Annotated in this window: 22 protein-coding genes and 1 pseudogene; 11 read left to right on the top strand and 12 right to left on the bottom strand. The window is 59.1% G+C overall.

The window, feature by feature from the left end; translation table 11 throughout:
• Positions 1-33 precede the first annotated feature (33 nt).
• Positions 34-261, top strand: coding sequence for a GrpB family protein (locus tag ACMGF9_RS11600; RefSeq protein ID WP_071824286.1), 228 nt, complete (start codon positions 34-36; stop codon positions 259-261).
• Between the two features lie 3 nt (positions 262-264).
• Positions 265-447, top strand: coding sequence for a hypothetical protein (locus tag ACMGF9_RS11605; protein ID WP_261438153.1), 183 nt, complete (start codon positions 265-267; stop codon positions 445-447).
• 174 nt (positions 448-621) lie between these two features.
• On the opposite strand, the gene ACMGF9_RS11610 is transcribed toward ACMGF9_RS11605, so the two are convergent.
• From ACMGF9_RS11610 to ACMGF9_RS11620, 3 genes are all read right to left on the bottom strand, one after another.
• Positions 622-1002 carry a DUF4440 domain-containing protein gene (locus ACMGF9_RS11610; RefSeq protein WP_004937905.1) on the bottom strand — a complete coding sequence of 127 codons (381 nt, stop codon included), beginning with the start codon at positions 1000-1002 and terminating at the stop codon, positions 622-624.
• Between the two features lie 92 nt (positions 1003-1094).
• Positions 1095-1607, bottom strand: coding sequence for a hypothetical protein (locus tag ACMGF9_RS11615; RefSeq protein ID WP_015377889.1), 513 nt, complete (start codon positions 1605-1607; stop codon positions 1095-1097).
• A 39-nt stretch (positions 1608-1646) separates the two neighbouring features.
• A complete protein-coding gene (locus ACMGF9_RS11620) occupies positions 1647-2657 on the bottom strand; it encodes a LacI family DNA-binding transcriptional regulator (protein WP_076741247.1) in 1011 nt (336 codons plus the stop codon).
• Positions 2658-2974: 317 nt separating this feature from the next.
• On the opposite strand from ACMGF9_RS11620, the gene ACMGF9_RS11625 reads away from it, so the two are divergent.
• The 3 genes from ACMGF9_RS11625 to ACMGF9_RS11635 all read left to right on the top strand — a co-directional run bounded on the left by ACMGF9_RS11625 (position 2975) and on the right by ACMGF9_RS11635 (position 6092).
• Entirely contained in the window at positions 2975-3898 is a 924-nt protein-coding gene (locus tag ACMGF9_RS11625; RefSeq protein ID WP_172574726.1) for a substrate-binding domain-containing protein, read from the top strand.
• 66 nt (positions 3899-3964) lie between these two features.
• Positions 3965-5140, top strand: coding sequence for a Gfo/Idh/MocA family protein (locus ACMGF9_RS11630; protein WP_176325920.1), 1176 nt, complete (start codon positions 3965-3967; stop codon positions 5138-5140).
• Between the two features lie 10 nt (positions 5141-5150).
• Positions 5151-6092: a sugar phosphate isomerase/epimerase family protein gene (locus ACMGF9_RS11635; protein WP_414160245.1), complete on the top strand. Its 942-nt coding sequence runs from the start codon at positions 5151-5153 to the stop codon at positions 6090-6092.
• A gap of 36 nt (positions 6093-6128) precedes the next feature.
• Here ACMGF9_RS11635 and ACMGF9_RS11640 read toward each other — a convergent pair.
• A pseudogene (locus ACMGF9_RS11640) lies at positions 6129-6383 on the bottom strand (helix-turn-helix domain-containing protein); the annotation flags it as partial.
• A gap of 293 nt (positions 6384-6676) precedes the next feature.
• On the opposite strand from ACMGF9_RS11640, the gene ACMGF9_RS11645 reads away from it, so the two are divergent.
• The 4 genes from ACMGF9_RS11645 to ACMGF9_RS11660 are packed head-to-tail and all read left to right on the top strand — an operon-like array spanning position 6677 to position 10175.
• On the top strand, positions 6677-7141 hold the full coding sequence (locus tag ACMGF9_RS11645; RefSeq protein ID WP_015377885.1) for a MarR family winged helix-turn-helix transcriptional regulator: 465 nt from the start codon (positions 6677-6679) through the stop codon (positions 7139-7141).
• The gene (locus ACMGF9_RS11650; RefSeq protein WP_414160246.1) at positions 7138-9075 is read left to right on the top strand and encodes an FUSC family protein; all 1938 of its coding nucleotides are present in this window, start codon (positions 7138-7140) and stop codon (positions 9073-9075) included. The genes ACMGF9_RS11645 and ACMGF9_RS11650 overlap by 4 nt, the downstream gene beginning before the upstream one ends.
• A 1-nt stretch (position 9076) precedes the next feature.
• Positions 9077-9289, top strand: coding sequence for a DUF1656 domain-containing protein (locus ACMGF9_RS11655; protein ID WP_015377883.1), 213 nt, complete (start codon positions 9077-9079; stop codon positions 9287-9289).
• Between the two features lie 7 nt (positions 9290-9296).
• Positions 9297-10175, top strand: a complete 879-nt coding sequence (locus ACMGF9_RS11660) for an HlyD family secretion protein (protein WP_021503694.1) — start codon at positions 9297-9299, stop codon at positions 10173-10175.
• A gap of 26 nt (positions 10176-10201) precedes the next feature.
• Here the strand turns inward: ACMGF9_RS11660 and ACMGF9_RS11665 are convergent, their stop codons facing one another.
• Positions 10202-11287, bottom strand: coding sequence for an NAD(P)-dependent alcohol dehydrogenase (locus tag ACMGF9_RS11665; protein ID WP_015377881.1), 1086 nt, complete (start codon positions 11285-11287; stop codon positions 10202-10204).
• A 315-nt stretch (positions 11288-11602) separates the two neighbouring features.
• Here ACMGF9_RS11665 and ACMGF9_RS11670 point away from each other — a divergent pair, with 315 nt between their 5' ends.
• On the top strand, positions 11603-12016 hold the full coding sequence (locus ACMGF9_RS11670; protein WP_075684946.1) for an energy transducer TonB: 414 nt from the start codon (positions 11603-11605) through the stop codon (positions 12014-12016).
• Between the two features lie 60 nt (positions 12017-12076).
• Here ACMGF9_RS11670 and ACMGF9_RS11675 read toward each other — a convergent pair whose 3' ends face one another.
• The 5 genes from ACMGF9_RS11675 to ACMGF9_RS11695 all read right to left on the bottom strand — a co-directional run bounded on the left by ACMGF9_RS11675 (position 12077) and on the right by ACMGF9_RS11695 (position 17550).
• Positions 12077-13612: a phospholipase D family protein gene (locus ACMGF9_RS11675; protein ID WP_414160247.1), complete on the bottom strand. Its 1536-nt coding sequence runs from the start codon at positions 13610-13612 to the stop codon at positions 12077-12079.
• Positions 13613-13698: 86 nt separating this feature from the next.
• Positions 13699-14490, bottom strand: a complete 792-nt coding sequence (locus ACMGF9_RS11680; RefSeq protein WP_015377879.1) for an AraC family transcriptional regulator — start codon at positions 14488-14490, stop codon at positions 13699-13701.
• Between the two features lie 356 nt (positions 14491-14846).
• Positions 14847-15164, bottom strand: a complete 318-nt coding sequence (locus tag ACMGF9_RS11685) for a cupin domain-containing protein (protein ID WP_015377878.1) — start codon at positions 15162-15164, stop codon at positions 14847-14849.
• A gap of 261 nt (positions 15165-15425) precedes the next feature.
• Positions 15426-16361, bottom strand: a complete 936-nt coding sequence (locus ACMGF9_RS11690) for an NAD(P)/FAD-dependent oxidoreductase (protein ID WP_414160248.1) — start codon at positions 16359-16361, stop codon at positions 15426-15428.
• A 16-nt stretch (positions 16362-16377) separates the two neighbouring features.
• Entirely contained in the window at positions 16378-17550 is a 1173-nt protein-coding gene (locus ACMGF9_RS11695; protein WP_230199802.1) for an MFS transporter, read from the bottom strand.
• A 181-nt stretch (positions 17551-17731) separates the two neighbouring features.
• Between ACMGF9_RS11695 and ACMGF9_RS11700 the strand changes: the two genes are divergently transcribed.
• Entirely contained in the window at positions 17732-18601 is an 870-nt protein-coding gene (locus ACMGF9_RS11700; RefSeq protein WP_015377875.1) for a LysR substrate-binding domain-containing protein, read from the top strand.
• Between the two features lie 36 nt (positions 18602-18637).
• On the opposite strand, the gene ACMGF9_RS11705 is transcribed toward ACMGF9_RS11700, so the two are convergent.
• Complete coding sequence (locus ACMGF9_RS11705; protein ID WP_075684956.1) at positions 18638-19045, bottom strand: DUF2000 domain-containing protein; 408 nt, start codon at positions 19043-19045, stop codon at positions 18638-18640.
• Positions 19046-19098: 53 nt separating this feature from the next.
• On the bottom strand, positions 19099-19947 hold the full coding sequence (locus tag ACMGF9_RS11710; RefSeq protein WP_015377873.1) for an AraC family transcriptional regulator: 849 nt from the start codon (positions 19945-19947) through the stop codon (positions 19099-19101).
• Between the last annotated feature and the right edge of the window lie 29 nt (positions 19948-19976).

Consider the following 19976-nt stretch of genomic DNA (forward strand, 5'->3'; position numbering starts at 1 on the left):
TGAGCCATTGGAAACCATGCCCGGTCATCATTATTGGAGTGGAAAATATCAGCGCGCATCATCACGATCCCAAGGATTGATATATTGCTGGAGGTTGAAAGTCTGCCGGCGTTGGATAGCTTGAATGACAGGATGCGTGACATGGGATATACGCCGCGTAGCGAGAACGGCATTGCCTGCAGGCGTTACGACATCAAGGGAAACGGCAAACGCACGCATCACGTGCATGCATTTATTGCTGGAAGTGAACAGGCGATCTGACATTTGGCGTTCAGAGATTATCTGCGCAAGCATTATGATGTTCTCAGCAATACAGGGCAATCAAATACCAGGCAGCAGAAGACTGCCGGCAAAATCCAGTGGACTTATGGCCGGTTGAAAAACGAATTGATTCAACGGCACGAGCAGTTGGCGCTGGCCTGGTTGGCCACAGGTGAAACCCCATGAATCATGGCCTGGACGGCATAATCCACATACCTGCATCTAGGTGCGCATAATGTATATTATGTTAAATTGAATTACTGGATACGCACCGGGATTATCCTGCCCGTCCTTTCTCACCTCACCTTCAAGGCTTTATCAGGCGGATATCCTTTTTTATGTTTAAGCCCCCATCTCAGTTTAACCCTTAGTCGGCGTACCTTGATGAAACCGCATCTGCCAACCTGCCTTGGCTGTCAGAAGCCAAATCGATGAACGTTCGGTGCAACGAACGGCGTGGCCCTGCGCATCACGCTGAAAACTTTTATACGTCAGCAACACGGCGCCTTCGCTGATTTGCGCCAGCTTAAAACCTTCGGCAAAAATATGCGGATGTTCAGTTTCCATTTCCAGCGCCGCAACGGTTTGGCGTTTGTCATAACGCAGCCCTGAACGACCAATCTCTTCAAAGTCTTCATGCAGCAATGCCGCGACGCGCCGCGGATCGCGCCGCACCGGCGGCTGATGCAGTTCAACCTCAAGCGCCTGGATTTGGCTGTGCCACTCTGCAAAATGGGTCAAAATACCCTCCTTTTTGATCGCGCTACGTGAAATCTGGCAAACTCCGGCAGTCAATCTGCACCAGAATGACACTCGTGAGACGTGAGACCTGATTATTCCCAGGACTCCTTCTCATAAGGCTTTTGCCAGTTCTTTTCCGTGACGGGCACGAGTTCCCCGTTGAACGTGTAGGTGCAACAACGGCATCTCACCGGCACATCTTCTGCGGTAAATGCCGGGTTCACTTTCTGCAGTATCCCGCGTTCATCGACACACAGTCCGCTGTAATAGCTAGATTCACCACAGCAGACATAGCTCCGCCAGTTTTTACGGTGCAGCGCCACCAGGTAAAAAATGGGTGCTGGTTTGTCCAATCGACTAACCGCTTCGCTATGTACTTCATTCCAGGGTTGGCCCACTTTACTGAGCAGAAATTGAAATAGCGGCGTGTAATCCATGCCATGTTGTATCCGCCCATGCATGCTTTCACGCAACGGCAACTGCTCATCGTCCGCCTGTTTGCCATGGCGTCCCCAACGGTATTCACCACCGCTGGCGATGGACCCTTTGGATGTAACACTTTCTCTTCTATAGAGTTTTTTCTTTGTATCGCGATGAGCTCTCATCAAGCCTCCAAAGTGACGCTGTCACCAAAAGAAAAAGCCTCACGCCTGTTTATCTCCCAAATGCGACCGCCGAACCCGCAATTCCCCGTGCCGCCAGGCGCCGTCTGCCGTGGCGCGATTGTCGATCAGGCGATTCAAGGCTTCTTCAACCAGCCGGTCGATGCGTTGGCTATAGCTGGTCAGCGCCCAATTGGCTGAGCCGGCCTCATCGATATCGTCGAAGCCCACCACGGCCATCGCGGACGACGGCGCCGTTTGCCTGAGCGCTTCGAGTGCCCCCAGCGCCAGCACGTCATTCTCGCAGAACAGCGCCTCAACCCGCTCGCTTTCCTGCGTTGCCTGCAGGTATTCGCTCATCAGCTGGAAACCGCGTTGGCGATCGTAGTGGCCGGCGGTGAGCACCCGATCCAGCCGAAAGCCGGCGGCCATCAGTCTGTCGCGGTAGCCTTCCATGCGCAGTAAATGGCTGCTTTGCGTGTCCGGCCCCTTCATGTAACCAAAGCGCCGATGCCCTTGTTCTATCAGCAGCGCAGCGATCTCTTCGCCGGCGCGGTAGCCGTCGATATTGACCACATCAATGTGTTCGCTTTCCGTATTGCGGCACACCTGCACCAGCGGGATCTGATGCAGATCTTGCGCGATCGCCGCCCACTCTTTGGTTAACACCGTCGCCAGGAACAGAATTCCGTCGACCTGCAGCTGATCGGCCATCGCCATCACCGCCCGGTAGTTTTCCCCCGCAGTGATGTTCAGCAGCAGCGCCATATAACCGCGAGTTTGCAGCTGTTTGGTGACCATATCGAGCATCATCATCGAATGCGGGTTCTTCATCTCGTCGATGGCCACGCCAATGATGTGCGTGCGTTTTTGCGACAGGCTGCGCGCCAGCAGGTTTGGCCGATAGCCCAGCTCGGCCGCCGCCGCCAACACGCTATCACGCGCGCTGTCCGAGATCGACGCACCGGGCGTAAAGGCGCGCGATACCGTCCATTTAGAGACGCCTGCCTTTTCGGCGACGTCGCTGGCGGTGGCTTTGTGGTGTTTTTTCATGGTTGCGTCGATCCCTGCTTCGGTGAAGTTAAACTATACCCTGCTCGCTCAGATCCCCTAAGCGCCTGCCGGCATATCAGCTGCAATTATGTATCGTTTTTGCACCCGATTGCAATTTGCTGTGCAATCGGGTGCAAAACGTAAAGAGTTTGTGATCGTCCGCGCTATTTTCACCTTTCCCCTGTTGACCAAATTTTATCCATGGCCGACATTCACGGTGGCATTCAGAGACTCATCGCCGTTTTTTCTTCTGATTTGCACCCGGTTGCAAAAACGCTGTTTTTACATAACACCTCTCTTCTCAACAGGATACCGTAATGAAAAAAACCAGACTGCTGTTGATGTTAGCCTGCTCGCTGTTTGTCGTGACCGCTCAGGCCAAGAGCTATCAGGTCGGCGTGGCGCTGGCCAATTTCGATCTCAACTTCGTCTCCATCCTGCGCAGCCAAATGGCGCGAGAACTGGCTGCGCAACAGCTGCAAGGCCAGTTCGTCGATGCCAAAGGCGATGTCGCCCTGCAGGTGCAGCAGGTAGACGATCTGATTAATCAGGGCGTGGACGCCATTATCCTCAACCCGGTTGATACGCAAGGCGTCCAGCCGATGATAGCGGCCGCCAAACGCGCCGCTATCCCCCTTATCTTCGTCAACCGCAAACCCGAAGTGCCGCTGAGCGGCGCGACGGCCTACGTCGGCTCCGATTCGGCGCTCAGCGGCCGCCTGCAGATGGAGGCCCTGGCGAAAAAAATGAATTACCGCGGCAACGTGGCGATCCTGATGGGCGCCCTCTCCAACGAAGAAACCCGCGAACGCACCCGCGCGGTGGAGGCGGTGATCGCCAAACACAAAGACCTGAACGTGGTAGAGAAACAGACCGCCAAATGGCAGCGCAATGAAGCGGTCGACGTGGTCTCCGGCTGGTTGCTGAACGGCGTACCGATCGATGCGATCGTCGCCAACAACGATGAGATGGCCATCGGCGCGATCATGGCGCTGAAGCAGGCCAAAAAGAACGGCGTACTGGTTGCCGGTATCGACGGCACGCCCGACGGCCTGCAATTTATCAAAAATGGCGACCTGGCGGTGACCATCTTCCAGGATGCCAAAGCCCAGGCGATCGGCGCGGTGCAAGTGACCCGAGCGATGTTGGATCGCGCCAAAACCGAGTCTTACAACTGGGTGCCTTATGCCACCGTGACGCGAGAAAACTACCCGCAATTTGCACAGATGAACCAGAAATAAACCGTTGCCACTCTCTTTTCAACCCATTTTGCACCCGAGTGCAATACCACAATATCAGGAGTCAGCATGTTAAATGGTGAAAGAAGCATCCCTCGCCCGCTGCGTTGGGCGATGATCGGCGGCGGCCGCCTCAGCCAGGTGGGCTACAAGCATCGTTCCGGCGCACTGCGCGACAATACCGCCTATCGGCTGGTTGCCGGCGCTTTTGATATCGACGCGGCGCGCGGACGTGAGTTTGGCGTCAATCTCGGTGTGCCCGCCGAACGCTGCTATGACGACTATCAACAGCTGCTGAAACAAGAGGCCAACCGCGAAGATGGCGTTGAGGTGGTGACCATCGCCACCCCTAACGGCACCCACTATGAAATTACGCGCGCCGCGCTGAATGCCGGCCTGCATGTCATCTGCGAAAAGCCGCTGTTCTTTACCACGGCGGAGGCAAGAGAAATCAAGGCGCTGGCGGCGGAGAAAGGCCTGATCGTCGGGGTGACCTACGGCTTCTCCGGCCATCCGCTGCTGATGCAGATGCGCGCCATGATCGCGAACGGCGACATCGGCGAAATACGCATGGTCGAATTGCAGTACACCCATGGCTTCAACGCCAATGAAAGCGCGGACACGTTCGAGGCGCAAAAGTGGCGCGTCGATCCGAAAATCGCCGGCCCCTCCTTTGTGCTGGGCGACATCTCTACCCACACCTTCTACATCTCACAGCTGGTCATGCCCGACATGAAAATTGCCTCCCTGCTGTGCGATCGCCAGAGCTTTATCCGTTCCCGCGCCCCGCTGGAAGACAACGCCATGGTGCTGATGCACTACGAAAACGGCGCCGTCGGGCGCATGTGGGCCTCCGCCATCAACGCGGGCGCGATGGACAGCCAAAGCATCCGCGTGGTGGGCTCACGCGCCAGCCTGCAATGGAGTGATTCCACACCCGGCGAATTACGCTATGAGATCCAGGGGCGGCCCAGCCAGACGCTGCACCACGGCATGCCCTATCTGGACGACAGCGCCCTGGCGGAAGAGCGGCTCGGCGCGCTGCATACCGAAGGGCTGGCCGAATCTTGGGCCAATATTTACCTCAAGTTCGCCATCGCCATCAGCGCCAGTCAGCGCGGCGATCGGCAGACGCTGGCCGCGCTGATCTATCCGGATATCGATGCCGGATTGGAAGGCGTGCGCTGGATTGAAAACTGCGTTCGTTCCGCCGACAACGGCGCCACCTGGGTTAATTACCAATAAGGAAAGCACCATGAAACTTTCGTTCTGTACCGACAGCCTGGGCCATTTACCCTTCGAGCCGATGCTGGATCGGCTGCTGGAGCTGGGGGTGCGCGGTGTGGAGATGACCACCGGCGGTTGGTCCCCGGCGCCCCATCTGGATACCGAGGAACTGCTGGCCAACCCCGCCAAACGCCGGCAGCTGCAGGAAGCGCTGGCCAGCCGCGGCATGGAGATCGCCGCGCTCAATGTCTCCGGCAATCCGCTCGATCCGGGCGAGCTGGGGCAGCGTCATCTGCGCCAAACCGACAATACGCTGGAGCTGGCCGGCCTGCTGGGGGTGAAGAAGATCGTGATGATGAGCGGCCTGCCGCCGGCCAGCCCGCATGACACCATCCCCAACTGGATCACCTATACCGTCAGCTGGCCGCCTACGGTGAAAAACTGTCTGGACTATCAATGGAATGAGGTGGCGATCCCCTATTGGCAGGCGCTGGTCGCCCGAGCCAAAGCGTGCGGCATCGAGCGCTTTGCGCTGGAAAACTTCAGCGCCATGCTGGTGTGGAACCCGGAAACGCTGTTCCGGCTGCGCGAGGCCGTTGGCCCGATGGTGGGCCTGAACCTCGATCCCAGCCACTTGATCTGGATGGGCGCGGATCCCATCGCGGTAGCCCGCGCCCTCGGTCCCGCCATTCACCATGTACACGGCAAGGACGTGCGCCTGGAGCGCGGCGTCGTCGAGATCAACGGGCTGCTGGAGACCAAACCGATCGACGAGATAGCTGGCCGGGCCTGGAACTATGTCGCCGTCGGCTGCGGCCGGGATCTGCAGTGGTGGAAGGAATTCTTCTCGGTGGTGCGCATGATGGGTTACAACGACTGGGTGTCGCTGGAAATGGAAGACTTGACCATGTCGGTCGATGCCGGCATCGACTCTTCCGTTCAGGCGTTGCAGCAGACGATCAGCAGGTAGCCTCAGGCGCGGCGGCTACGGCCGCGGCGCCCCCTTTCACTCCGGTTCACTCGCCCCGGCCGGCATTTGCCGCTGATACTGAAACGGCGACTGCGCCATCACCCGTTTGAAGACGGTGCTGAACGCGCTTTCCGAGCCATACCCCAACGAGTAGGCGATCGACGAGACGTTTTCTTTACCGGCCCGCAGGCGATCTGCCGCCTGCAGCATACGCCAATGCGAGAGGTATTCCATGGCGGTGCTACCAACCAGCCCTTTGAAACGTTGAGCGAATAGCCGGCGATGCGGGCCAGCTCTTCCTGCGTCGAGTTACACGCCGGCTCGGCGTGCATGGCGGCGATCGCCAGACTGATCTGGCGCCGTGGCGTGAACGCGGTGAGGATACGGCCTTCCCCGGCGATGCGATGAACCCTGTTCAGGCGCTGTAATACCCACCTTTCAAACGGGCTGCCTATGTAGCCCTTCTGTTTTATGTGACGACGTCACATATGTCTTGCCTTCTGTCTCTGAGTCGATTGTTTAAAATTAATTGCCAAAGCAACTGTTGCCATTTAACCTATATCCACTGTTTGCCGAGGTATTCCATGTCATCGAAAGAAAAATCCCTCTATGCCCTCACCAACGCCCTGCAACCGGTTCGCCGGGTGTGGAAACAGGCTGCGACGCTGGCGATCGCCAAATCCGGCATCTCCATGTCGTTGGCTACCGTCGTGGTTCTGGTGCATCGCAATCCGCAGGGCATCAATCAGCGCGATCTGGCGGAAGAAGTCGGCGTCAATCCCGGCGCGCTGGTGCGTCTGTTGGATCAGGCCGCCGCGTTAGGCTTCCTCGAGCGGCAGGAGTCGGCCGGCGATCGTCGGTTTAAAACCCTGCGCATTCTGCCCGCCGGCGCCGAGCTGGCCAAAAAGGTCGAAACCGCGGCCGATAAGCTGCGAGTCGAGCTGATGCACGACGTGCCGTTGGAAGATATTGAAACCGCCACGCGCATTCTGCGCCTGTTTGAAGAGCGCGCAGGCCACTATCTGCAACAGGCCGGCAATGAGCCATGAGAATCGGTAAACCGCAGCTGCTGTATGCCGTGAAACTGTTTATTTCCGCCATGCTGGCCTTCGCGCTGGCGGAAAGCATCGGCCTGCAAAATCCCTATTGGGCAATGGTGACCTGCTGCGTGCTGAGCAATCCGGTCAGCGGCGCCGTACGCGCCCGCGCCACCTACCGTTTTTGCGGCACGCTGTTCGCCGGCGTGCTGACGCTGGGCCTTTCGGCCTGGCTTAGCAACACGCCGGTGCTGTTGATCGTCGCCGCTGGGCTGTCATCGTCACTGATGCTGGGCCTCTCTTATCTCGATCGCACGCCGCGCGCTTACTTTTTCCAGCTGGGCGCCATCACCATGATGCTGGTCGCTATCGCCTACATCAATCACCCGGACACGATGTTCACCATGGTCGTCACGCGGGTGACGGAGATCTGCCTGGGTATTTTGGCGGTGACGCTGGTAGACAGCGTGTTGTTCCCATCGTCGCTGGCGCCGGTGCTGCGCACGCGGCTGAAAGCCTGGCTGTCTGACCTAGCGCGTTGGCAGGAGGACAGCCTCGACGGTAAGGGCGGCGACGCCCAGACCGACGCGGACCGTATCCGTTTGCTGGGCGACATCGCCTCGTTCAATCAGATGATGACCACCCTTGGCTATGACAGTTCGGTCGATAAGCCCACCCGTCAGGCGGCGATTTCGATACAGCAACGCGTACTGCAAATCGTGCCGCTGCTCTCGGCCATCGGCAGCAGCATCGCCGCACTGCCGGTCGGTCTGCGCCCCCGCCTACAGCCGTGGCTGAATGAGGTCCGGCGGCAGGCCGTTGAACCCGCACCGCACGCTGCCCCCTCGGTGAGCTTGTTGCCACCCGCAGCGTCGCTGTCGCCGTGGGAAACGCTGATCGTCGACGAGCTGGCTGAACAGGTTGAGCAGTGGTTAACGCTGTGGGCCGAGGTACAGCAGTTGAACGCATTCCTGGACGGCGAGCCGCTGCCCGCGGCGCTGCAGGCGCAGATGATGCGCAGCCGCGTCTTCTCGCCGCCGCCGGATACCGGTATGGCGTTGCGCATGTTCGCCGGGATTTTGACTACTTACGTGCTCCTGTGCGGCCTCTGGTATTTCACCGGCTGGGAACAGGGCGCCAACATGGTGCTGTTAGGTGTGGTTGCCATCGGCTTCTTTGGCGTCGGCGACAACCCTGGCGCAGCTATCGCCACCTTTGGGCGCTTCGCCGTCATCGCTATGGTCCTCGGCGCCCTGCTCAGCTATGTGCTGCTGCCGCTGGCCGGGGATTACGGCAGTTTCCTGATCATGATGGGGCTGTTTTTGCTGCCGCTCGGCGTGTGGGCGGCAAGCAACCCGTTGGCGACGTTGGCGATCGCCCTGTCGCTCAGCAACGTCAACTTTCAGGGGCACTATGCGCCGAACAATATGGGGTTGTATCTGGAAAGCACCACCGGCACGCTGATCGGCGTCTATTTCGCATTCCTGTGCGCCGCGCTGTTCCGGCGCTGGGGCACTGATCAAGTCGTAGCGCGGCTGATGCGGCAGGATGCGCAAGAGATGCTGCGCCTCAATCGCCACATCACGGAGCGCGACTTACAGCGCTATCAGGCCCGCGCGTTGGATCGCATCACCGCGCTGGGTAGCCGCCTGGCCGTCGTTGGGCAAGCCGATCGCAGCCCACAGCTGTTGATGCGCTTAAAAACCGGTATCGACCTGATTCGTCTGCAGCAGGCCGGCGGGCTCACTCCTGGCGCTTCGCCGAACGCCGGTCTGCCGGCGGCGTTCCGCCAACTTTCTCTGCACGCCGAGGCACCCTCCGAGCTGCTGGGCCAGATCGACGCCGGTCTGCAACAGGCCTGGCGGCAGAACGATCGGCGCGCGCTGCGGCCACTTACCCGGCTACGGCTGCTGCACTTCCCCACGGCTTTGCACTGGAATCCCTGACATGATCGGTGAAATCAACATTGACGGCGTATTCATCTCGCCCTTGCTGCTGTGCCTGGTGTGCGCGTTCTTCTCGCGCATGGCGCTTTCCTGGACGCTCAACGCGGTGGGCATCTATCGCTGGGTCGCGCAGCGCCCGCTGTTCGACACCGCCCTGTTTCTTATTCTGGCCGGGCTGTTTTTCCACGGCCTGAAATGGCTTACCACCCCCTGAGGCCCCCATGTTTCGTGAACGTACCCTTGCTCTGCTACGCCCCGCGCTGACCCTGATTGCCGTTTTGATCGCGGCAGGTGTGCTGTGGCAGCTTTATCTTTATTACACCTACGCCCCGCAAACGCGCGACGGCAAGATCCGCGCCGACGTGGTGCCGCTGGCCACGGACGTTTCAGGCAAGGTGGAGGCCGTGCACATTCACGACAACCAGATGGTGCATAAAGGGCAGCTGCTGCTCAGCCTGGACAAAGTACGGCTGCGCAACGCGCTGGATCAGGCCGAGGCCGCCGTGGAGCGCGCCAACGTCCAGTTGGCGTCATCCCAGCGCGAAAACCGGCGTTATCAGGCGTTGCAGTCGGCTATTTCACAACAGGAACGCGACAATCGCCGCGATGCCCAATCGCTGGCGAAGGCCAATCTGGATCAGGCCCTGGCGGATCGGGCGCTGGCGCGCATCAACCTGCAGCGCGCCGATCTCTATGCGCCGGTGGATGGCGTGATCACCAACTTCTCCCTGCGCCCCGGCGCTTACGCGAGCGCTGGTCAGCCGATCATGGCGTTGGTGGATTCCAACAGTTTCTACATCGCCGGATACTTCGAAGAGACCAAGCTGGGCCGCATCCAGAACGGTGACAAGGTGGTGATCCGCATCATGGGGGAACGGCAGCCGCTGTACGGCCACGTCGACGGGCTTTCCGCCGGCATCAACGACAGCGAGCGCACCACCGCCGCCGGCACTCTGCTCGCCAACGTCAACCCGACATTCAGCTGGATCCGTCTGGCGCAGCGCATCCCGGTGCGCATCGCGATCGACACCGTTCCCCACGGCGTCGAGCTGATCGCCGGCCGCACGGCGACGGTCAGTCTCAAGGATAACGGGGAATAATCCGCCGCTAACCGTATCGATGGGCTTTATGGCGTGATGGCCAACTTAATCACGCCATCGCGTTTCTCCGCGAACAACGCGTAGGCCTCTGCGATATTCTCCAGCCGAAAGCGATGCGTCACGAACGGCCGGAGATCCAAACCGCCATGCTGGATGACGTTCATCATTCTGCGCATCCGCTCCTTGCCGCCGGGACACAGAGCCGTACGGATCGTATGATCGCCCAACCCATAGGCAAGTGCACTCACCGGCAGATGGAGGTCTTCGCTATAAACGCCAAGGCTGGATAAGGTGCCGCCGGGTTTTAACACCCGCAGCGCTTGATTGAAGGTGGCTTGCGTCCCCAAACACTCGATGCTGGCGTCCACACCACGCCCCGCCGTAATCTTGAATATTTCATCAATCACATCGGTTTCCTTGTAATTCAGCAAGACGTTTGCCCCCATCTTTCCCGCCATCATCAGCTTTTCGGGAGAGCTGCTGATGGCAATAATCAGGCTGGCGCCCTGCAGACGAGCGCCCGCAGTGGCGCATAAACCAATCGGCCCCTGGGCGAAGATGGCCACCGTGTCACCAATTTTAATGTTGGCATTTTCCGCGCCTTTAAAACCGGTAGACATCACATCCGGGCACATCAGCACCTGTTCATCCGTCAGACCGTCCGGTATGAGCGCCAGATTGGCTTCAGCATCAGGCACCAGTACATATTCAGCCTGGGTACCATCGATAACATTGCCGAAGCGCCAACCCGCCGTGGCTTTATATCCGTGGCAACGGCATTCCGGCAAATAGGCTCCGTCCTGGGCAGGAAATCCATCCTGGCAGGCATAGGATGTAAAAGAGGGGCAAATGGCGCCGGCCAACGCCCGCTGCCCTTCATTAAAGCCTTTAACATTGCTCCCGAGCTTTTCTATAATCCCAACCGGCTCATGACCCACGGTCAATCCGTGAGGCACGGCATATTCGCCCTTAAGAATATGAATATCGGTACCGCAGATTGTCGTCGTGGTTATTTTGAGCAAAGCATCGTTGGGGCCAGGAGAAGGAATCGGCTTTTCAATGAGTTCTATTCTCCCCCTGTCGATAAAGGCGGCGGCTTTCATCATGCGCATGGTGGAAGATCCTTTGGTTTCTGTCGAGGTAATTACAAGAAAGAATAATCAAAACGGTTATTTTCTCTATTTTAATTTCTTGTGAATTAATCACTTTCATCAATAGTTCCAATAGCGAAGTAAAATAATAAATATAATTAACCGAAGAATTAACCCCACCCCGACAAACTATTTACCTTCATATTTTCGAGTAGAGCATCGCTTAAGAAAAGAATGGTTAACACCCTAGCGAAAGCCGCATAATTTCTCTTTCTAAATACCCTGCGCTAAGCGAAAATATGCGTTATCTGATTGATAGAACATGCAGGAAACGCCATGTCACGATTCATCCTCATCCCGCTGAGCCTGGCACTTGCCGGCTGCGCGCCATTGCAACCTGATGGCTGTGAAAAAGCCGGTGCGGTGAACGATTGTGTCTATGCCTGGCGTGCAGGCAGCAATGTTCCAGCGGCAAAGCAACCACCTAATCTGGGATGCGACGGCCAAGTCTTTTATGAGCGGCCATACTATTCCGCCTCTGCGAAGGCTGAAAAACGTGAAGGCGAAGTGAGCGCAACGTTTGATGTTGATGATAAGGGTAAAGCCAGAAATATCGTACTAACGGGCACCCCGGAGTTCTATCGCGACGCCAAAAGCGCTATCGCACGCAGCTGCTGGATACCAGGCAGCGTTAATGAAACAGCGTTGTTTACTTTTAAACTCTCTGGTGATGCTGAAGCCAACCGATAAGCGCAGGATTGGTTCCCTTGCAACGGTTGACTTAACGGGTGTCGGCGGCATTCGCCGCCATTACAACATCCACTCGATCGGCAGCCAGCCGGCCACGGTGAGAACGATGCGTTTTACCCAGCCGGCGCCGGGTTCTTGCTGGTGCACCTCGGTGTGGCCGTCTTCGAAGGCTTCGTTCCACACCATTTTGCCCTTGGGCGTCAATGTCGGCCGATAGGCGGCGTACTCGAGCGGGCCATCAAACAGTTGGCGGGTGTCGGCCGCCAGCGTCGGGCTGTCGATCAAAAAGCCCATTTCGCAGTTCAGGTGCGCCGAGCGTGGATCGAAATTGAACGAACCGATAAACACCCGCTTATCGTCGATGGCGAAGGTTTTCGCGTGCAGCGCCGCGCCGGACAGCCCCAGCGGTTTGAGTTCCTTGCGCCCCGTCGGTTGGCCGGCGCGCAATTTCAGCTCGAACAGCTCGACGCCCGCCTGCAGCAGCTCACGTCGGTATTTGGCGTAGCCGGCATGGACCACCAGCACGTCGGTGGTGTTCATCGCGTTGGTCAGCACACGGATGGATTTCCCCTGTTTGGCAAGCGATTCAAAAAAGCTCGCCCCTTCCCGGCCCGGCACGAAATAGGCGGAAACCAGCTCCAACTGCTGGTTGACGCCGCCGATGATCTTGCTGAGCTGCGTCACCATCAAACGATCGCGCGACGCTTTGCCCAATCCCTTCGCCGGATCGTCGGCCACCAGCTCGACCTGGGTGAATTCCGGCTGCACGGCGCCATCGCGAAAGCGCACCGCACTGGTTTCCAGCTGCACCGCCAGTTTGCGGGCCCGGTCACTGCTTTCGGTCGCGGTGGCCTGCGTCAGGAAAGCAGGAAGATTGCCTTTGCCTCGGATAATTTGCTCAACGCCAAACACCGAAGCGCTGTTCCAGTAGCGATCGAAGACCTCGGCGGTTTCCGCCACCACGTTACCGACGCTTAACACGTCGAGATCGAGGAAATAGTTTTCGTCGCCGACCTGGAAATACTCGTCGCCGATGTTGCGGCCACCGATGATCGCCACAGCGCCATCGACGATATAAGACTTGTTATGCATGCGCCGGTTCATGCGCATAAAGTCAAAGGCGTAGCCGGCAAACTTCGGCGTGCGCACGGTTGATGGGTTGAACAGACGGATCTCGACGTTTTCTTGGGCGTTCAGCGCCGCCAGGGTCTCGTCCATCGCGACGCCGTTATCGTCCAAGAGCAGCCGCACGCGCACGCCGCGCTGGGCGGCGTCATACAGGGTTTTCAGCAGGATCTGCCCGGAGGTATCGTTATGCCAGATGTAATACTGGGCGTCGATCGACCTTTCCGCCATTCGCGCCAGCGCCAGGCGGCTGGCGAATGCATCGTGGCCGCTGACCAGCGGCACCACGCCGCTCAGGCCGGGATGCGCCGCCATCAGTTCGGCGGCTCGCGCCGGCAATAGCGCGGCAGGATCCGCCGGCAACGCCGCCTGCGGCAGACGCTGCGAAATATCCGGCAAACGAAAGAGGACTCTTGCCGCAATAATGGCGATCGTCACGGCGAGAATCAGATACACGACAATTTTTATCACGGGACGCGGCCTCTGAAGTTGACTGCTTTGCTTTATACGTCATTAGGTTGCTTCAATCTATAGGAGAAGCGCGCTATGCCATAAGGCTATAGCGTAAAGCGCGAAGGCGAAACGCCAAACAGTTTTTTGAACGCCACCGAATAGGCGCTGTGACTCTCGTAACCGCTTTCGAAGGCGGCGTGGATGATCGAGTTGCCGGCCAGCAGCAGCGGAATGGACGACAGCAGCCGCAGGCGTTGTTTCCACTGGCCGAAGGTGATGCCGGTTTGTTGGCTGAAATGGCGTTGAAAGGTCTTTACGCTGATCGACAGTGAATCGGCCCAGGCCTCAATACCGCGTTCGTCGGCCGGCGTGATGACCAACTGCCGGCAAATTTCGGCCATTCTCGCCTCTACCGGCCAAGGCAGATGCAGCGCCAGCTGCGGCTGCAGGCTCAGCTCCTCCAGGAACAACGCTCTGAGCAGCGCATTGCGTTTGGTCTCCCCCCCTTCAGGCGCCAGCGTCGCCAACTGGGCGATCAGTTCTCGCAACAGCGGTGAAACCTGTAATACGCCGTCGCGCAGCGGCAAACGCGCGGCGGTGATTTCATCGACCAAAATCCCGTAAACGCAGATGTTGCTCTGCATGACGATCTGATGTTCTACCCCCGGCCGCAACCAAACCGCGGTGGTGGGCGGCACGATCCAGCGACCGCTGCTCGCCTCGACCGCCATAACGCCCTGTTGCGAATAGAGCAAATGACAGCGTTTATGCGAGTGGTAAGGAATGACGAAGCCCGCCGGATAGTGTTTCACCAGCCCCGTCACCTCGAACGAGGAATTTTCGTGGCTGCTGAGGTCAATGCGTTTCGTTTCGGCGTTGTCGACTTCGAATCCCATGATCGTTTGTCCCTTTTGATAACGCGAATGTCTTTTATTTGATAGAGGGAGCGCATGATCCTCCATATAGTGACGTTCTCGCAAGCCACACCAGGGGCCTTATGCGAAGAAACTCACTATTTACACCAAAATTTCATCGTTCTGCGTAAAACGGAGGCGATGACGTTGCGCATGCGCTGCGCGATGGCGGCTCGTTGCGGGGGCGACGCGGCCGAAAGTGATGGAGAGGGAAAGCGCGGTGGCATAATCAGGAGGTGTACGCATCAATCAGCAGGTAGCTCGGCCTGGGGGACGGCTTACTGCTGAAGGGATAGGGAGAGCGCCTAGGCTCTCCTCCATCCAACGTTGTTATCTCATCAACGGGCCAACTCGGCGCCGTCCAGCTCGGAAATCGCCAGACAAATCACTTCCGTGATGGCCTGTACCGTATAAGCGGTATTGGCAGGAATGATCAACATCTCATGGGGTTGCAACGTCTGATCGTCAACCTTCAGTTCACCGCTCAGCACCATCAGTTTCACCCAGCCCGGATGAAAACGCGCCGGTTGCCGGCTGCCCGCATCCAGCTTCAGCAACGCCGTATGGCCAGGCGTCTCCCGTTTCAAAATGTGAAAGTGTACCCCATCGTAAGGCATGTTTTCGTAATGCAGTGACGCCAGTGTTCTCTTATGCATGGTAAGTGTCCTCGTGACCGGTGAGTAGCTGCTCCGCCTTCGGTCGCCGTAGAAACGATTGGCGGCTGTCCCTACCGAAAGCACAGGCTCGCAGCCTCTTGGCGAACGGATTAACTGTCGTACTTGCAGCGGCCCGATCGACCGCCGTTTCATGCCTAACCTGCCTCAGGCATGCTAATAAATATATAAGAGCCTCGCCGACGGCGCAAAAAACCGCTGCAACGTTGAGCGCATTACGGTGTGAATCCGTAGCCGGAAAGATTATCCAGCAGCCCGATCAGTGAATCGCGCCGGGCGGTAGCCGCGAGGAATGGCGGGATTAACGCCGTGCAGCAGCTCGTCGCTGACCAGCCGACCCAGCGTCGGAGCGCACATCACGGCCGGATGCATCACCGCCACATAGAGACAGGTGGCGCCCAGCGGCCCGAGGATGGGATAACCGTCGCGCGGCCTGGGGCGCAGCCCCACCGAACACGTCTGCAGCTGCAATGGCGCCGAGCCGTGCAGGCGGTTTTGAATCGCCGATTGCGCGTCCTCTTCCACGCGTTTGACATTGCCGCCAGCGGGATAATCCTCCGCCGCGAGCAGATCGCCATTTTGCGCATGACGCACTTCAATGTCGTCGCCCGCAATCAGCGTGTTCACCGCCTGCGCCGCCGCGTGATAGCGCAACAAAATTGCCGGCGACGCCTCGATCGGCAACGAGAATTCGCTGCCGTCCAGCAGCGCCGAGATCCCCGTACCGCAGGCGAGCACGACCCGTTCGAGCAGCCGCTGTGTCACCTCTTGCGGTTCGACCGCGCCATCGCGCGCCGCAAAATAGGCCTGGCTATCGGGCCGCCCGAGCGCCGGCTCCAGCGCCATCACCTCGGCTAAGGACAGACGCCGATTGTCGGGGTTTTGCGTAGCCGGCGCCTGACCATAGCTGAGCGCGCCGGACCAATTCACCCACAATTCCGGGATCTCCTGCGTCAGGCGCATCCAGTCAGCCACGATCTCGCGCCGCAGAAACGCGTCGGGAGCGCCATCAGGTACGCCTTCGCTGATCCAGCCGAACGAGCTGCCTGTGGCCCCCGCCGCGGGATACGCCTGCTCAACGACGATAACGCGCTGCCCCTGACGCGCAAGATGATAGGCGATCGATGCCCCGACAATCCCGGCGCCCACGATAATAATGCGTGATGATGTTCCATTCATTAATGATACCCGTGCCTCATTTCAAATGTTGTCGCCAAAGCAGCCAGGCCGCCAGACAGGCTACCCCGCCGCCGCAGGCCAGCACGGCGTAAGACGCGCCCCAACTGTGGGTGGTATCCATCACCACGCCAAAGGATAACGGGGCGAACGAACCGATGCCGAACCCCAGCAACGATCGCCAGCCCATCACACTGCCAAGCTGTTGCGGCGGCACGTTGTCCGCCATCGCAGCCGACAGCACGCCGGAGTCGCCGAGGATGAAGAAACTGCCGATGCTGACGAGCAGCAGCGTCCAGCCCGGCCCCCAGTCCGCCGACCACCCCATCAACAGCGAACCCAATGCGCCGGCGGCGCCCATAAACATCAGCACCGACGCGCGATTGAAATAGTCCGAAACGGTGCCGACAATCAATGTAGCCACCATGCCGGCCAGGTGGATCACCGCCGCGACGATCAATCCGGCGCTGAGCGGATCCAGAGAGAAGCCGCTCAACGCCTCGCTGACCAGGCTGGGCGCCCAGGCCCAGTTGCCGAGCAGCTCCCAGCTGTGGGCGATATACCCGATCAGCAACAGCAGGGTCGCGTAGGTGATAGCATAGCTTTCACGTTTCGTCTTCCTCCCCAGCGTGCGCGGTTGCGGTTCCCGATAACCGACCAGGGCCAACGATCCCGCCAGCGCTCCCAGTAACGCACCGGCGGCGCACAGAGAAAACGCCACGCCTGCGCCCCAGCGCATGGCGCTCCAACCGGCGATGAAAACCGACAGAAAATACCCCAGCGAACTGGCCGCCAGCACCATGCCGATGGCATAACCACGCCGCGCCGGACCGTTCATCCCCATCGCCAACAGCAGCGCCGGCGTATAAGCCCCGCCCTGCGTCAAACCGACGAAGGCCATCAACACCAACGCGCCGAGATAAGAATGGGCAAATACGGCGAACAGCATCAACGCAGCGGCGCCCAGCCAGGAGAACAGCAGATAAACCCGGCGGGCGCCCAACGAATCACACCACCAGGAGGCCACCAGCAGCGCCAGGGCGTTGGTCAGGCTGAACACCGTCTGCACCGTGCCGGCCGAAGCGGCGTCGAGCTGCCACTCGCTCCTGATGGTCGGCAGCGCGCCAGCGAACATCATGGTGCCCAGGCAGAGGCCTGCCCGGCTTACGCAAAGCAGAAAGAAAGCTCGCATCTCAGCGCCGCCTCCCTGTCCATCGATGGGTGAGGATGACTCGACTAACACGGATAACTGACGGGACGAAACTTAACATGGCGCACTCGGCAACGCGGGAAGGATGCGCCATAATAGTGAGCAAAATCAACGGCTGACAAACGATCTTTCGTCCCTCATTTGGTTGAGCTAAACTCAACCTATGAAAAAAGTTCACTCCCTGCCGCACCTGCCCGCTTTCGAAGCCGCCGCCCGTCTTGGCAGCTTCAGCGCCGCTGCGGATGAGCTGTTTCTCACCACCGGCGCGGTCAGCCGCCATATTCGCAGCCTGGAAGCACAGCTGGGGATCACGCTGTTTTATCGCGCACACAAGTCCGTGCGGCTGACGCCGGCCGGTGAGAATTTTTCGCGCACCGCGTCTCGGGTGATAAGCGAATTGTTTGCGGCGGAAAGCGCGCTGAAAGCGAGCGCCGGCCGGCAGCGGCTGGTAGTGCACAGCCTGCCGACGTTTACCATGCACTGGCTGATGCCAAAGCTGGCGGCATTCAATGAGATACATCCGGGGATCGCGGTTGATATCACCACCAGCACCGGCGCCGTCGATCGCAATACGCCGTTTGACGTGGCGATCCGGCGCGATCCCGCGCACTTCTCCGGGCTGAAGGCGATCCCTTTCCTGCAGGAAGACAGCTTGCTGGTCTGCAGCCAGAGCTATTTGCGCGCCATGCCGGTCAGTGCGCCGGACAAGCTTGGCGAGCATACCGCCATCCGCATTCGCGCCCGGGAAGATTTATGGCACAGCTGGCTGAATACCTACCCGACGGCGCTGGACGCCTCACCGCCGCCGCTCACGCTCGACCATACCTTCGCCGCCATTCAGGCGGCCGAAGACGGCCTGGGGCTGGCCGTCGTACCTTACCTGTTCTGCGCCAAACATCTGTCGTCCGGTCGGCTGGTGTCGCCTTTCCCGGCGTTGACTATCCGAACCGGCGTTTACTCCCTGCTGCTGCGCGATCGGGACGATGAGGTCGTGAGAAAATTCGCCGCCTGGCTGCAGACGTTCCAGGCCTAAGCGCCGTATTGGAAGCGCACCGCGTTAACGGTATTCTCAGGCGTGGAGCGTCAGCCCTTTTATCGCCTTATCCACCGCTTTCTTCGGCCCGCGCAGCGCCAGGCCGACCAAGTCCAGGTTGTCCGCGTTTTCAGCGAGAAAAACCTGCCGGTTGGCTTCATCGTGCCCGGTCGAGAACATGGCGTGCACATAGGGGATCAGCGTCAATTCCCGTTCCAGCCCTTTACGATGCGCATTTTGCAGGCCCGGCAGATCCGCGGCGAAAATCAGCATCGGCTGCCTGGAAATGCCGCCGTAGCGTCTGCCTTCCGCATCCACGTAACATTCGCCGATGATCTCCGGGGCCGCAGCGGCGATCCCCGTCGCCAGAAAGGCCACCACGTTCAGCCGCTGCCAGGTTTGCAGATCGTCACGCACGATAAACGCTATCTTGGTATCAAACATGTTTCGCTTTACTCCGTTGTGCTCTTAAAAGCGCATCATCGGCGATGAGCGAGTCAGCGGTATAGAACGTTTGTGCACTGGCGTTGATAGGCCGCCGGCGATAAACGGTAGGCGCGCCGGAACCAGCGGCCCAAATGACTCTGGTCGGCAAAGCCGACCTGCATGGCGACCTGCGCCGGCTCTTCCCCCTGCGCCAGTAACAGTCGCGCGGCACGCAGCCTCAGCCGGATCAGGTAAGCATGTGGCGACTGGCCGAAAGCGCGGGTGAATTGGCGAGTCAGACGGAAACGATCCAGGCCGCACTGAAGCGCAAGTTCCTCCAGACTGGGATTATCCGCCATGTGCTCGTGCAAGTAGTCCCGTAAACGATTCATCTCAATCAAAGCGTCATCGCTTTGGGACGTTGGCCTGACGCGTATATGCCGCGCCAAAAGCGTCAGCAGTTGGTCCAGGCTTTGATCGCGCGCCAGCCGGCCTTCCCTCTGATGCAACGCAAAAAAAGCCTGTTGTATCGCGGTCGCCAGCATCGGATCGTCGGTCAACGTGCTGTGGAAAGCGCCTTCCAGCACTGAGGCGTCCCCCAATCCGCGGCGCTGCATCGCGTCGGAGACCCAGCGCTGCGGTAGATAAAGCATCGCATAGGTAAACCCTTCGGCCTGCGGCGCATGGCCATCGTGCACCGCGCCCGGCTCGATCAGCATGGCGCGCCCCGGCCGGCTGGTATGCAGCGAGCGGTGACAATTGAAACGCTGCAAGCCCTGCTGCGTGACGCCCACCAGCATTTCATCATGATCGTGAGGATCGTAGGCATGCCCCTGAAAGTGGGCGTTGACGCTCTCGATACCGGTTTCGTCATCGCGCCGCAGTTCGAGCCAGTCGGTATGTTGATGATTTGACGCCATGCAATAAATCCGGAGTTCTGCTCACAGGA

Source organism: Serratia sp. BNK-23, from assembly GCF_047456145.1.
GTDB classification, from domain to species: domain Bacteria; phylum Pseudomonadota; class Gammaproteobacteria; order Enterobacterales; family Enterobacteriaceae; genus Serratia; species Serratia nematodiphila.

Coding starts and splice junctions, on each gene's coding strand:
- ACMGF9_RS11685 (WP_015377878.1), bottom strand. CDS start 15,164: ATGCATAAGAGAACACTGGCGTCACTGCATTACGAAAACATGCCTTAC.
- ACMGF9_RS11705 (WP_075684956.1), bottom strand. CDS start 19,045: ATGTTTGATACCAAGATAGCGTTTATCGTGCGTGACGATCTGCAAACC.
- ACMGF9_RS11650 (WP_414160246.1), top strand. CDS start 7,138: ATGAGAATCGGTAAACCGCAGCTGCTGTATGCCGTGAAACTGTTTATT.
- ACMGF9_RS11680 (WP_015377879.1), bottom strand. CDS start 14,490: ATGGGATTCGAAGTCGACAACGCCGAAACGAAACGCATTGACCTCAGC.
- ACMGF9_RS11665 (WP_015377881.1), bottom strand. CDS start 11,287: ATGCGCATGATGAAAGCCGCCGCCTTTATCGACAGGGGGAGAATAGAA.
- ACMGF9_RS11695 (WP_230199802.1), bottom strand. CDS start 17,550: ATGCGAGCTTTCTTTCTGCTTTGCGTAAGCCGGGCAGGCCTCTGCCTG.
- ACMGF9_RS11635 (WP_414160245.1), top strand. CDS start 5,151: ATGAAACTTTCGTTCTGTACCGACAGCCTGGGCCATTTACCCTTCGAG.
- ACMGF9_RS11700 (WP_015377875.1), top strand. CDS start 17,732: ATGAAAAAAGTTCACTCCCTGCCGCACCTGCCCGCTTTCGAAGCCGCC.
- ACMGF9_RS11710 (WP_015377873.1), bottom strand. CDS start 19,947: ATGGCGTCAAATCATCAACATACCGACTGGCTCGAACTGCGGCGCGAT.
- ACMGF9_RS11670 (WP_075684946.1), top strand. CDS start 11,603: ATGTCACGATTCATCCTCATCCCGCTGAGCCTGGCACTTGCCGGCTGC.
- ACMGF9_RS11615 (WP_015377889.1), bottom strand. CDS start 1,607: ATGAGAGCTCATCGCGATACAAAGAAAAAACTCTATAGAAGAGAAAGT.
- ACMGF9_RS11625 (WP_172574726.1), top strand. CDS start 2,975: ATGAAAAAAACCAGACTGCTGTTGATGTTAGCCTGCTCGCTGTTTGTC.
- ACMGF9_RS11620 (WP_076741247.1), bottom strand. CDS start 2,657: ATGAAAAAACACCACAAAGCCACCGCCAGCGACGTCGCCGAAAAGGCA.
- ACMGF9_RS11655 (WP_015377883.1), top strand. CDS start 9,077: ATGATCGGTGAAATCAACATTGACGGCGTATTCATCTCGCCCTTGCTG.
- ACMGF9_RS11690 (WP_414160248.1), bottom strand. CDS start 16,361: ATGAATGGAACATCATCACGCATTATTATCGTGGGCGCCGGGATTGTC.
- ACMGF9_RS11645 (WP_015377885.1), top strand. CDS start 6,677: ATGTCATCGAAAGAAAAATCCCTCTATGCCCTCACCAACGCCCTGCAA.
- ACMGF9_RS11630 (WP_176325920.1), top strand. CDS start 3,965: ATGTTAAATGGTGAAAGAAGCATCCCTCGCCCGCTGCGTTGGGCGATG.
- ACMGF9_RS11660 (WP_021503694.1), top strand. CDS start 9,297: ATGTTTCGTGAACGTACCCTTGCTCTGCTACGCCCCGCGCTGACCCTG.